The sequence below is a fragment of the Lientehia hominis genome (genome assembly GCF_021044755.1).
Classification (GTDB): domain Bacteria; phylum Bacillota; class Clostridia; order Lachnospirales; family Lachnospiraceae; genus Lientehia; species Lientehia hominis.
The window spans coordinates 103794-117239 of the sequence record NZ_JAJNOR010000002.1 but is presented as its reverse complement, the minus strand read 5'-3'; the positions used below and the strand labels follow the sequence as shown (position 1 = coordinate 117239).

General features: G+C 50.7%; 6 protein-coding genes and 1 pseudogene. 6 read left to right on the top strand and 1 reads right to left on the bottom strand.

The window, feature by feature from the left end; genetic code table 11:
* The first annotated feature begins 392 nt into the window (after nt 1-392).
* Nucleotides 393-5234, top strand: coding sequence for a hypothetical protein (locus LQE92_RS05370; protein ID WP_231061974.1), 4842 nt, complete (start codon nt 393-395; stop codon nt 5232-5234).
* A gap of 104 nt (nt 5235-5338) precedes the next feature.
* The gene (locus tag LQE92_RS05365; RefSeq protein WP_231061973.1) at nt 5339-5737 is read left to right on the top strand and encodes an SRPBCC family protein; all 399 of its coding nucleotides are present in this window, start codon (nt 5339-5341) and stop codon (nt 5735-5737) included.
* A gap of 140 nt (nt 5738-5877) precedes the next feature.
* Here the strand turns inward: LQE92_RS05365 and LQE92_RS14640 are convergent.
* Nucleotides 5878-6042 (bottom strand): annotated as a pseudogene (locus tag LQE92_RS14640) (MerR family transcriptional regulator); the annotation flags it as partial.
* A 193-nt stretch (nt 6043-6235) separates the two neighbouring features.
* Between LQE92_RS14640 and LQE92_RS05355 the strand changes: the two are divergent.
* The 4 genes from LQE92_RS05355 to xylB all read left to right on the top strand — a co-directional run bounded on the left by LQE92_RS05355 (nt 6236) and on the right by xylB (nt 13429).
* A complete protein-coding gene (locus tag LQE92_RS05355) occupies nt 6236-7930 on the top strand; it encodes a serine/threonine protein kinase (RefSeq protein ID WP_231061972.1) in 1695 nt (564 codons plus the stop codon).
* 33 nt (nt 7931-7963) lie between these two features.
* The gene (locus LQE92_RS05350; RefSeq protein ID WP_231061971.1) at nt 7964-11521 is read left to right on the top strand and encodes an Ig-like domain-containing protein; all 3558 of its coding nucleotides are present in this window, start codon (nt 7964-7966) and stop codon (nt 11519-11521) included.
* An 88-nt stretch (nt 11522-11609) separates the two neighbouring features.
* Entirely contained in the window at nt 11610-11837 is a 228-nt protein-coding gene (locus tag LQE92_RS05345; protein WP_231061970.1) for a DUF1848 family protein, read from the top strand.
* A gap of 68 nt (nt 11838-11905) precedes the next feature.
* On the top strand, nt 11906-13429 hold the full coding sequence (xylB, locus tag LQE92_RS05340) for a xylulokinase (protein WP_231061969.1): 1524 nt from the start codon (nt 11906-11908) through the stop codon (nt 13427-13429).
* Nucleotides 13430-13446: the final 17 nt, after the last annotated feature.

Here is a 13446-nt window from a genome sequence, read left to right as displayed (position 1 = left end):
CATAATGCTTTGCGTCATAGCGGGGAAACGCGGGACATCACGGGGGATGTGTCCTGCGTTTTTTTTTCAGGCGGCAAATCCCGCTTACGGGGCATTCTTTCGCGAGACTTTTTTCTGGGATATTTTTCGGGAATTCCCGATGAAGTTAATTCATTTGAGATGTAACACATATTTTTTTATATAATGGTTTTCTGATATTCATTTCTGAAATCTCAAATGTTGATTGATAATTCCAATAATATTCCACAATTCATTGCAAATACGCATGGAATATGGTACGGTTATTTATGATTGTGTATACTCTTGGAGGTAATTTGTCTGAGGAAATAATATCTTGGCAGAGAACAGATGATTTCTATCTCCTTCGAGTAAATAAAATAAGGGGGTTTTTAATGGATAAGCCAGAACAAAAAATGAGGCGGCCTGGAACGGCCAGAGAGACGAAGCCACTGCTGTCTCGGTTTTGCAACATATTTTACGGGAGCACAGGGCGGTGCCTGGCAGCAATAGCGCTCAGCTTATGCATGGTATTCAGCCTGTATCCGGCGTCTGCGTCTGCATCTGAAAAAGAGGTTACAGACGGCTTAAACGAGAAGTGCGGCCATGTACACAGAGAGGAAGACTGTGGATTCCAGGAAGAAGTGGGGGGCGCGGCCTGCGCCCATATGAATGAGGACGGAACCTACAGCTGTGTCCCGAATTCAGAAGACAGCGAAGCCGATTCAAGTTATGTATGCGGACACGGTGATGACTGCGGATACGTAGAAGCCGCAGAGGGAGTTCCCTGTACGCATAGTTGTAAGCTGTGCAGCCAAGCAGAAACAATAGAGGTCATGCAAACAGAACAGGACGCCGACATTTCCGGTACGGCAGAAAGTATGGAACAAGATCTTCAGGAAGACCCTAATGTCGGATTAACAAGCTGTGCTGCTGAAATCCCGCGGTTAAGGGCTGGCCTTACACAGCCCCTGGATGAGGGAGTATCTGTTGAAAGCGGCAATACATATACGATTTCGAATGGAGCACAGCTTAAGTACCTTAAGACTATCGTTAATGGGGGAAATAATTGCTCAGGCGCAGTATTTCAATTAACTGGCGATATACAGCTGACAGATGACTGGATTCCAATTGGCATGTCATCGGCTCCATTCAGCGGAACCTTTGACGGGCAAAGACACATTATAAGTGGTCTGTCCATTAATACGTCTTCCAGATACTGCGGCCTGTTTGGATATGTTAATAATGCGGTCATTAAGGATTTGGGTATTGAAAATGCAAGCGTCACATCCACAGGCAATGATGCGGCGATTCTTGCCGGCTTCGCAAGCGGCAGTACGATTGAACGCTGTTATGTTACCGGAAATGTAAAAGCATATGCCGCGGTCAGCGGCCTGGTCGGCTCCACGTATTCGGGCATTACAACAATAAGAAACTGCTATGTGAGGGTGGCTTTGAGCCCGCAGGGCGGCCGCGGGGATACTGCCGGGATTTCTGGCTGGAATGAAAGCAGCAGTATAGAAATCCTGAACTGTTATTCTGCGTGTATCGGAGAGCTTCGACCGATTGCGGGCTGGTCAGACGGGAGTGCGGTTCCCAATGGAAAAATTACGAATACCTATTTTGATAAATCCTTATCACCGGACTTCAGCCCTTCGAGCGGCCGCGCCGACCTCGGCAGGACGAGTGAAGAATTGAAACAGCAGAGTACCTATGACGGCTGGGATTTTTCAGGCATATGGGCAATTGACAGTGGGGTAAACGGAGGTTATCCATATTTGAGAGGCTTTATACCCGGCTTGTTTGGTGCACCTGGTTCGATTTCGGTCACCATAAAGGGCGTGGACGGCAGTCCCATAACAGACGCAAACGTTGCCATTAAATTATCCAACGACGGCTCTTCTCCGGAGATACCGCTCAGCCACCAGGGAGGTGGTCTTTATTCGGGCACGGTTACGACGGAAAATGGGAGTTATGATCTATACGTAAGCGGGGCCAAAGTGGATGGAGTTACTATTGTACAAAGTGGCAAAAATGCAGTGGACAAAGGGGAGATAACCGTTTCATTAACTCCTCCCACACCGGCCGTCGAGGTAAAATGGGGAGCGGATAAAAACAGCCTGACAAACAGCGGGACATTTGCCGATGCTATGAGTAGCTCGGCCGCCTACATTCAGCTGCAGTCTGACGTAAATCCTTCTTCGAGCCCGAATGTTACATGGGAGCTGACCCTTGATTTAAACGGCAGTACCATTACTTTGCCGGAACCTCTGACGGTGACGGGGAGCGGCGCTCATTTGACGGTACAGGATACTTCTGCCGGTACGGATGGAAAACTCACTTATGCGGGTATTAATAAATTTACTGTATCGTTGACAGTGGACGCGCAGTTTACTTTGAAACATGGTATAGTAGAACACACGAACGGCGCGAGTGTCATCAATTCTAAAAGTTCCGGTTCAGACGGAGGTAAAATCACCATTGAAGGAGGCACGGTACAGTGTGAGATGGGAAGCGCGGCAGATGGCGGAAGCAATGCCATTTATAGTATGGGCGGTTTTCTGATGACAGGCGGCGAGGTTATCAGCTCCTGCGGCACTCCCAGCATAGCGGTCGCAGGAGATACCGGAAGGCTGGAAAACGGTACTGTGAACAATACCGGCGGCAGCAGTGCATGGCTTGTTGCGTCAGAGACAGAGATAGCCGGCGGCACACTATCCGGAAGCGGTGCGGACAGTAACTGCTATGCTGTTAAAAACTTTGGGACGCTGAAGCTTTCAGGTTCTCCTGTGCTCTCAGGGCAGGCGGCAGACATTTATACACAAGGCGGTGCCACTGTCTCAGCCAACATCGGCGGTACTTTTTATTCAGGCACGCCCGTCAGCATGTTTTACAAGGCTGAAGACCAGACTGCCGGTGATGTACTGGTAAACGGCCTGGAGGACAGTTCACAGGCGGAAAAGTTTTCCGTTATAAACCTGTACAGCCGTCTGGGTGCGGAATATGAGGATTTGAACAAGAATTTAGTATTAATAGAAGTTCCTGTCCCTGCCCCCGAAGTGGATGCAGTAAATAAGTATATATATGCAGGGGGGCTGGAAATTCAAATCGTGGCAGGAAGCATGGCCGGTTGTACCAATATTTTGTATGATAAAGACGGCGACGGCATTATTGGAATGGATGAATATTTGAAAATAAGCAGTGCCGAACCTTCTGCCGGCGGTTATGACCTTTCGGGGTATCATGTTTTTGGTGGATCACTGAATGATGCTGTTACTGGAAGTACAAAAATCATCATGCGTGGCGGCAAGGTTAATGGTATCTGCGGGGGAGGAAGACAAAGCGGCTCATCGGTGCAAAATACAAATGTTACCATTACTGGAGGCACGGTTACGGGTCAGGTTTACGGCGGCAGTGCTTTTGGTACTGTAGACGGTACCGTGACTCTTACGGTAGGCGGGAGTGCCAGGATAGGCTTAAATAACAGCGGTATTGTGATAAACGGTGGTTCTGTTACGAACGGCGTGGACAGCTTTGCGGTCTATCCTGTTTTGGAAGCGGATGCTGATGTAAAGGTGGAGCTGCCAAGTGGTTTTGCAGCCGGCAGCGTTTTTGCGACCGGAGCAGTGCGAAGCGATATTGCGAAAGTGAGTCTTGTGGGCAGCGGCGCGGTCAGAATGAAGCCGGTTCTTTCCGGGGCTGACATTGCTGCCCTACGGCAGGAAGACACCCCCACCGCCACTTTTGCTGCTACAGGTGCGGACAGCGGCTTATTAAAAAATGTGACATCTGGCATGGAATATAGTATCGACCAGGGCGGCAGCTGGACGGATATCATAGGTTCGACTGTGACGGTTCAGGACGGTGTGACTCCCACAAATGACGTGTGGATTGTAAAAAAAGGGAATGGCACAACCACCGACGACAGCGAAGTACAGACCATTGACATTACGCAGGGGGCCGCAGTTTCGGGAGTAACTGCCATCGGCTGTACCACCGGCGGTAACGATGACGGACAGCTTGCAGGCATAACAACCGCAATGGAGTACCGGCTTTCCACAAGCGACAGTTGGATAGAAGGTACCGGCAGTACGGTGACAGGGCTTGCAAATGGTTTGTATTATGTCCGGATAACGGCATCCGGTACGATGCTTGCGGGTGATACAAGCAGCTTCACGGTTATGGAATATATTCCGGCGCCGGTTTACAGCATTGGTTTATCGCAGAGCGGAACATATATCTTTACAGAGACAGTGGCAGGCTACGGTGTGCAGAATCCACTGGCCGTTACAGTGCAGAATACCGGAAATCGGGATACAGGTGCATTATCGGTTATACTCAGCGGTACAAATGCGGACGCGTTTGTAATTGAAGAAACAGATATAAGGAATGTTGCGGCAGGCGGCAAAGACTCTTTTAAAGTGTCACCGGCCATGGGGCTTGTACCGGGTATCTATACGGCTGTAGTAACGGTGAGCGGCGGTAACGCAATCGCGCCGCAGAGCTTTGCGGTAAGTTTCACTGTGAATGCGGGACCGCCGGCAGTCACAGGCGTTACCGTGTCGCCTTCTTCCATAACAGTAACAAAGGGCGCCACTCTGCAGTTTCTTGCTTCCGTACAGGGTACAAACGACCCGGTACAGACAGTTACATGGAGTGTAAGCGGCAATCAGAAAGCCGGCACGGCTATCAGCGAAAGTGGGCTTTTAACGGTGGCGCCGGATGAAACGGCAGTAGCCCTGACCATAACGGCAACTTCTGTGGCCGACGCAGGTAAGGCTGGTTCGGCTGCGGTGACGGTGGCGTCGAAGCCCGCGGCCGCACCAAAAATCATCGAAGGGATAAACCAGTCGGTTGAGCAGGGTGAAGACGCAGTCTTCAAATCAGATGCGGAATTTGAGGATTTCCAGAAGGTACTCCTGGATGGAAAAGAGATTTCTCCCGGCAACTATACGGTTAAAGAAGGCAGTACGGTTGTCATCTTGAGTTCCAGCTATATTAAAACCTTAAGTGAGGGCAGGCATACTATTGGTATCGTCTCTAAAAACGGAACAGCGAAGACAACTTTTACGATTGTAAAAGCGGAGAGCAGGAGTGAAATGAAGACGGCTAAACCCGCGTCTGCTGCTCCACGGACGGGCGATCACAGCGGCCTGTTCCGGTGGTTCGCAGTCCTGTTCCTGTCAGGCGGCCTTTCGGCGGCCATGATACTCAGGAAAAAGAGGAAGATAAATTAACAGGCGGCCATGATATATGGCGAACTATGAGAGAGGTCTTGGCCTCTCTCTTTTTCCGATTTTTTGGAATAGGAATTTTATAATACTGAAATGAGGGGGTAAAAATGGCTGTTTCTACAATAAAAGCGGAATTAATATGTGATGTTCAAAAGGTATGGGACCTGGTAGTTTCGTTAAAGGATATTTCCTGGCGCAGCGACCTGGACAGGATCCAGGTGGAGGAGGAAGGAAAGCGGTTCGTGGAGTATACGAAGGAAGGATATGCCACTACTTTTACCATAACGGACTTTCAGCCCTTTGAACGATATGAGTTCGATATGGAGAACGGCAATATGAAGGGACATTGGACCGGCCTGTTTTCCCATGAGAACGGAGTGACCACGATTGACTTCACAGAGGATGTGACTGCTAAAAAATGGGTGATGAAGCCTTTTGTGAGCATGTATTTGAAAAAGCAGCAGGCGGCTTACATAGAGGATCTGAAAAAAGCGCTGGATAAATAAGGCTGTCACTCCCAACGGAAGAGGCTTTCAGAAGCTTGATTCCCTGAATGAGAGACAGAGCGTCCGGGGCCCTGGCAAATGCGGGGCGGCTGCCGTATACCATGCCCAGCAGGGCCATGACAGTCAGCGGCATGCAGACAGCGAACATCGTTTTGGAGAACCTTAATCTGGAAGGCGAGGCGGGCAAGGCGGAGCTGCTCCAGGCAGAATTCTGTAAACATCCAGTATCCGTTGAAAAGACGTTCCAGTCTGGGTATCAGTTCCAGCTCCTCATAGAGCCGGACCGTATTGGGATGAATGCCGATGGCGGCGGCGTTACCACTGCATTATATCTGCTGACAGTGTACAGGGCAAGGTTTGAACATAATATTTTTTAGTTGACATCTGATGAGAAGTATTATACAATTTTGTTACCGTCGATTCCGGCGGTGATTCTTGCAGGGATATCCCCTGAAATTTTCCATATGAGCGATCAACAGAATATGAGGAGGCATGTATATGTCGTGTTTGCCCGGCACCGTTCTGGGTGGAACATACCGTATCCTTGACATACTCGGGAGAGGCGGAAGCGCTGCCGTTTATTTGGCACGCCATGAAAGGACCGGTAGACTTTGGGCTGTAAAGGAAATCCCGGAGAAAAGGAACAGTCTGGTCATGGAGGCGGAGCTGTTAAAGAAGCTGAATCATCCCGGACTGCCGGCCATCGGAGACATCCTGAAGGAAAAAGGGATGCTGTATCTCGTGATGGACTATATCGAAGGGCGCTCCCTTTCCAGGCTTCTGAAAGAAGAAGGCGCCCAGCCGCAGGAGAAGGTGGCTGATTGGGGCAGGCAGCTGTGCGAAGTTCTGGAATACCTCCATACGAGGACGCCGCCTGTCATATACCGGGACATGAAGCCTTCCAATGTGATGCTGAAGGAGGACGGAGCCGTCGTGCTGGTAGATTTCGGGACGGCGAGGGAAAGAAAAGAAGAGGGAGGTGAAGATACGGTATGCCTGGGGACAAGAGGGTACGCCGCACCGGAGCAGTACGGAGGAAGAGGACAGACGGGACCGGAAACGGATATTTACGGGCTGGGTGCGGTGATGTATCATCTGCTGACGGGCAGAAGTCCGGCAGAGCCTCCTTATGGCTGCCGGCCTGTCCGGCATTTCCGGCCAGATCTGTCTATGGGATTGGAAAAAATCCTGTTGATCTGTACGAAGGACGATCCGAAAGAACGGTATGGCTCCTGCAGAGAGCTCGCCTTTGCTCTGGAACGTTATCAGGAGCTTGACGACAAGGAAATCAAGAAGAGGAACTGGCGGCTTCGGTCTTTTGCGGGAATCTGTATGCTTACGGCAGCTGCCGGATTGGGAAGCCTATTCCTGCACGGGGCAGAATGCCGGGCCATATCCAGTACTTATGAAGCATATCTGAAAGAAGCGGCGGGAAGTGTAGAAAAGGAAAAAAAATTGGATTTCTGCCGGAAAGCAGTTGATCTGGAACCGGGCAGAGCGGAAGCCTACCTGATTTTGGTGCAGACGTTTCTGGAGGATGACGGGAAGTTTACTAGTGAGGAAGAGCGCCTGCTCCGGGGGATTCTAGACAAGAAGAACCATGGAGGAAAAAGCAACCGGGAGCAGCTTGGCCGGAACAAGGGAGAACAGATACGGGCCGCGTACGAAATCGGACAGGCGTATTTTTATTACTATGAGGGAAGCGGAGGAAAGGGAGCATCGGCCATATGGCTGTCCCTTGTCGCCGGCGCAGAGCCTGGAAAAGAGCTGTCGGAGAGAGCTGTCATACGCGCCGGATGTCTGAGCCGGATCGCGGGATATTATGAAAAACTGAGTATTCAGAGGAAGACAGGAGATATGGAAATATCGTATGCAGAGTATTGGAAAGATCTGACGGCGCTTATGGAGGGAGGGATGGAAGAAGATAACCGGGTAACGGCCTTGATTATGTATAAGGAGATTATTTCCCAGACCATCTTTCACGCCGGAACGTTCCGCCAGGCAGGAGTAGGGAGGGAAGAGATGCGGGGACAGCTGGAACAGATCAGACAGAAGCTGACAGAATGGGGATGGAACGGAGAAGGAGAGACGGAGTATATACGGACGCTCATGGAAGAGGCGGAGGAAGGACTTATAACAGCGGAGAGGGCGGTAGAAGCGGCGTTTCAGACGATACCGGAAGTTAAGAAGTGAGGAAGGATAAACGTTTGAAAAGGGGGAATGAAGATGGAACAGGAACAGCAGAAGATAATGGAGTACCACAGATGGTCCTGGATTCTGGGAACCATATTTCTATGCGGAATGATAATGTCCGCGGTCTTGTTCCGCAGACTCTCCATTCGAAAGGTATGGAGGGAAAAGAAACGGTGGAGAAAACGAAGGGAAGGAACACGGAAGCGGGCAGCGTTCCTGACAGCAGCCGGGCTGCTCGCGTCGGGGATTTTTGGCGACGGGACGTTGATACAAGCACAGGAAATAGAAACACGAATACCTGAGATTGCCGTTTCGGTCATGGGTGGGGCAGGACAGAACAACTGTTATCAGGATACGGCAGAGGCTGTGATAACGTTTCACGAACGAAATTTTGACCCGGCGCAGGTATCCATCAGCATTCAGGACGAAACCGGAAGGGAAACTCAAATTACATATGATTCTGGGCGGAAACAATGGATGGGACTGGACGGTTTGGGTGTCGGGACACTGGCTGCAGTGCCATATGTAACAGAAGGAGAAGAGGAACGTTGGTTTTACGACAGTGAAGAGGGAAGGACGGAACATACGCAGGATCGGGAAGTGGAAATGCGACTTCGCTTTCAGGCGGAAAGAAACTATGAGATACGGAAGATAGCCTGCGGAGACCTGGCGGGAAACCAGACGGTTCTGGAGAACGCTGCTGCCTTGTCGATTGACAGAACGGATCCGGAGCTCATGATGGTATTTCCGGAGAAGGATGAGAGTGTGGGACATGAAGGGTATTACAGCCGTCCTGTCACGGTCTGGACTTATTTGAAGGAGCACAATTTCAATCCGGAGGAAGAAGCGGCCTGGCCGCAGATAACCGTTCTTGAGGAACCGAAGGGTGAAAAGACTTCGTATACCATGGGAAGCCGCTGGGTAAAGGCTCCGGAAAAAGGGACAGATTGGTATAAGGCTTCCTTTTTCTTTGCCGGCGACGCTTTGTATCACTTAGAAGCATCTTACCAGGATCCTTCAGGGCGGTATCTTACAGAGGAAAGTGAGAAGGAGAAAAGTTTCACCGTGGACACGACTCCGCCGGAATGCGGGAGCATTACGGTTATGGGACAGACCTGGACTGAATTTATGGAGCGTGTGACCTTCGGCCTCTTTTCAAATGAGAAAGAACTGGTGCTCTTGGAAGGAGGAGACAGTGTATCCCCGATAGAACCTCTGCAGTATCTGTGCGCGGGGGAGGGGCTGTCCAGGGAATATCTGAATCAGGCAGACGATGCCGCGTGGAAAACGGGAAATAGTCTCCTATTGATACCGGACTCCAGGAATGTCGTTTACCTGAAGGTGACCAATTATGCCGGCCTGTCAAAATATTACAGCTCCGACGGCATGCTCGTCGAGGACAAAGGCCCGCGGCTGACACTGAACATCCAAAATAAAGAAGAACCGTTAAACGGGATATACAGGCAGAACGTAAAGGTCGCTATATCGGCAGAGGAACCGGCGGAGGGAGGTATTTACTCAGGACTTAAAAGAATCACATACCGTTTGGAGGGAGAAAGTCCGGAGGAAGAGAATCAGCTTTTGGAAGGGGTGTTAATGGAAGAAACAGAATGGAATTCTTCCGCGCGGAGGGAGTGGCAGGGAGAGCTGGAGATACTGTCGGAGAAATATGACGGCAGAAAAGTGTGCCTGACTGTACAGGCGGAGGATTTTGCCGGAAACCGGTCCGAGGAATCCCTTTGGACTGCCGTTGACACGTCAGCTCCGGAGATTTCCATACAGTACAACGATGTCCAGCCCGCCAATGAAATTTATTATAACCGGATTCGGACGGCATTGGTGAGCATACGGGAAAGAAATTTCTCGGCAGAACGGGTACAATTTCAGATTTCCAATACGGATGGTCCTATGCCGGCTGTCAGCAAATGGAGCCATGACGGCGACCTGCATTGGTGCCGCATGGAATTTGCGGAGGACGGGGACTATACGGTGCTCCTGGGATGTGTAGACGTGGCGGGAAACGCCGCATGGAGCGAAGCTGAGACATTTACCATAGACCGGACGCCGCCGGAGGTATTTGTAACTTTTGAAGATGCGGAGCCAGGGAAAGGAAAGCTCTGGAGGAGTCCCAGAAAAGCGGAGATCACGGTCATGGAGCACAATTTTTACAGGGAAGGAGTGAAAGGCTGTGTGATGGCCTCCCTGGCAGAGAATCTGAGCATGACGGAAATAGGCGAGTTTGTTCATAATGGCGATGCCCATACCGCGGTATGTACATTTGAGGAGGACGGAGAATATTTGCTCCAGGTGAACTGTACAGACCTGGCGGCAAACGAATGCGGGGAGGAAAACCAGATTTCAGAGGAGTTCACCATAGACCGGACGTTTCCCGAAATAATGATCGCAGGAGTGGCAGACGCTTCGGCTAACCGCGGAACGGTGGCTCCGGCTGTCACCGTCCGGGACATTCATCTGCTCCCGGAAAGCGTATCTGTGGAAATCTGGCGGGAGGAGGGAAAACAAGCGTCGGGGGAGAGGAGGAGGGCGGCTGCCGAGAAGAAGGAAGAAGAAGTATCAGCAGGAGAAAGGCGGTTTATATTTGAAGATTTTCCTTATGATCCCGAATCTGACGGCTTATATTCTTTACAGGTGTCCTGTGAAGACGGAGCAGGAAACCGGGCGGAAAAGCAGATTTGGTTTTCTGTAAACCGTTTCGGATCAGTCTATGTTGTGGATGAGGAGACAGCCGCCTGGCTGTATCCGGCGTCGGGAGCGTATCCGTATCTAAAGGAGGAGAAACATGTGGCAGTATGGGAATATAATGTAGACCCGGTGATAAGCCATCAGGTCGTACTAAGCCGCGATGGAGAAAGCAGAAGTCTTTTGGAAAAGGAAGACTATTCAAGACAGGAGAAGGAAGAACGGAGGGTCATGAGAGAAAATCCCTTCGAGAAGGAATCGAGAGGTCAATGGCAGGTCTACAAGTATACCATAGCAAAGGAAAATTTTGAGGCAGAAGGAAATTATGAGGTTGTCCTATACTCTGAAGACATGGCGGGGAATCAGATGGGGAATATATTGATGAAAAGAAAGGGCGGGGCGGGTTCCATTGAATTTGCCGTCGACAAGACTGGGCCGGATGCCGTTTTATCAGGCGCGGAGGACGGCGGGCGCTATGAAACGGATGAGCTCCATTTGTTTCTTTCCGTCTGGGACAATATGGCGCTTAAGCAGGTGGAGATTCAAAACGGGACTGAAAAGAAGATTTATGCGGGAGATGGCTTGCAGGACGAGCTGAGGCAAAACGGAGGAATCCTTGCTATATGTCTGAAGGAAGACGATGATTGGCAGTATTTGAGCATTGCGGCTGAAGATGAGGCCGGGAACCGGCTGGGGACATCCAAGGGAGGCGGAGGGAAAGAAGAGAGAATTGAGTGGAAGCTTCTGGTGACTTCTGATCCGTGGATACATCTTTGGCAGAATCCGGTCCGGGCGGCGGGATATTTGGCGGGAACAGGGACCAGCGCAGTGTTTATGGCATGCTTTTTCCGACGGAGGAGGAGAAGACTTGAGAAAAAAGGAAGGCGCTGATATGGCCTGTCCGGGCTGAGTCCTTATCCCTATTATATTCAGTATACTCTGAACAGCTGCAAAAAGAAGATGGAAGGCGGGCTGCCGGATGATCTGGCGTTACGATCCGATGCTCTTCAGCCGGGATCACACGCCTGTGTGGCATAGAGAAAAATTTAAGATTCTGGGAGACAGACCGCTGCGGCTCAAAAAGGACAAAAATCAGAGAAATGCCTGCGGCTGCGCGGTCAGTGTGGATATTGGATGCTATGACGCCTGCAGGTCCCGGTGTGCCATAGAGGCGCTGGAAGATGTGGTCAAAACCAGACTTTTGTGATAAAATCAAATTAAATTCAGGTGTAAGAAGCCCGAGGCAAAAGAATCATAAATTTTGGAGGAAATGTGATGAATTATTTAATTGGAATTGATTTAGGCACTTCTGCGACGAAAACGGTGCTGTTTGATGAAGACGGCAATGTGATCGCTTCCGCATCGCAGGAGTACCCCATGTATCAGCCTCAGAACGGATGGGCGGAACAGAAGCCGGAGGACTGGAAGGACGCAGCACTGGAAACCATTACAAAGGTTGTAAAGCAGTCCGGTGTGGCCGGTAAAGATATCAAGGGGATAGGCATTTCCGGGCAGATGCACGGCCTGGTCATGCTGGATGAGGACGACAAGGTGATTCGTCCGTCCATAATCTGGTGTGACCAGAGGACAGCCAAAGAATGCGAAGAAATGACGCAGAAGGTGGGAGCGGAGCGCATGATAGAGATTACGGCGAATCCTGCGCTGACCGGTTTTACCGCGTCGAAGATTCTGTGGGTGAGGAACCATGAGCCGGAGAACTATGCAAAATGCCGGCATATCCTGCTTCCCAAGGATTACGTTCGTCTGATTCTTACTGGTGAATACGCAACAGAGGTTTCCGATGCGTCAGGAATGCAGCTTTTGGATGTGCCCAATCGCTGCTGGTCCGACGAAGTCCTGGAAAAGCTGGAAATAGACAAGGCCCTGCTGGCAAAAGTCTATGAATCGCCGGAGGTGACGGGAACTATTTTGCCTGAGATTGCAGAGATGACCGGGCTTTCGGAAAAAACGGTCGTAGTCGGCGGAGCGGGGGACAACGCTGCGGCAGCTGTGGGAACAGGAGTGGTCAGGGATGGGAAGGCATTTACTACCATTGGAACCAGCGGCGTAGTGTTCGCGCATAGTAAAAATGTGACCATTGATCCAAAGGGCAGAGTCCATACCTTCTGCTGCGCCGTTCCCGGCTGCTGGCATGTAATGGGCGTGACTCAGGGCGCGGGCCTTTCCCTGCAGTGGTTCCGGAATAATTTCTGCCAGGACTATATGAAAAAGGCGGAGGAAGAGGGCTGTGATGCTTACGACTATATCAACCAGGATGTTGAAAGTGTGCCTCTGGGAGCGAACAGGCTGATTTATCTGCCGTATCTGATGGGAGAGAGGACCCCGCATCTGGATCCTGACTGCAGAGGCGTGTTCTTTGGTCTGTCAGCCATCCATACTAGAAAGGATATGCTTCGTGCGGTGATGGAGGGAGTATCTTATTCCATGAAGGACTGCAATGATATCCTGAGAGAAATGGGAGTCACCGTGGACGATATGATGGCCTGCGGCGGCGGAGGAAGGAGCGCCGTTTGGAGGCAGATGCTGGCTGATATGTACGGGTGTACTGTTAAGACAGTAGCCGCGAAGGAAGGGCCGGCATTGGGAGTCGCCATACTGGCCGGAGTAGGGGCAGGTATTTATGAGAGTGTGGAAGCCGCCTGCGAGAAAATGATTCATACGGACAAGTCCTGTGATCCGATTCCCGGAAATACAGAACAGTATGAAAAATACCATGAGATTTATAAGAGTCTCTATGGATGCCTGAAAGAGCAGTATAAGGAGCTGGCCAAGCTGTAAAAGACGGCAGGACATTT

Excerpts from the sequence above, each read along its gene's own strand:
- xylB (WP_231061969.1), top strand. The coding sequence starts at position 11,906 with ATGAATTATTTAATTGGAATTGATTTAGGCACTTCTGCGACGAAAACG.
- LQE92_RS05355 (WP_231061972.1), top strand. The coding sequence starts at position 6,236 with ATGTCGTGTTTGCCCGGCACCGTTCTGGGTGGAACATACCGTATCCTT.
- LQE92_RS05345 (WP_231061970.1), top strand. The coding sequence starts at position 11,610 with ATGATCTGGCGTTACGATCCGATGCTCTTCAGCCGGGATCACACGCCT.
- LQE92_RS05365 (WP_231061973.1), top strand. The coding sequence starts at position 5,339 with ATGGCTGTTTCTACAATAAAAGCGGAATTAATATGTGATGTTCAAAAG.
- LQE92_RS05370 (WP_231061974.1), top strand. The coding sequence starts at position 393 with ATGGATAAGCCAGAACAAAAAATGAGGCGGCCTGGAACGGCCAGAGAG.
- LQE92_RS05350 (WP_231061971.1), top strand. The coding sequence starts at position 7,964 with ATGGAACAGGAACAGCAGAAGATAATGGAGTACCACAGATGGTCCTGG.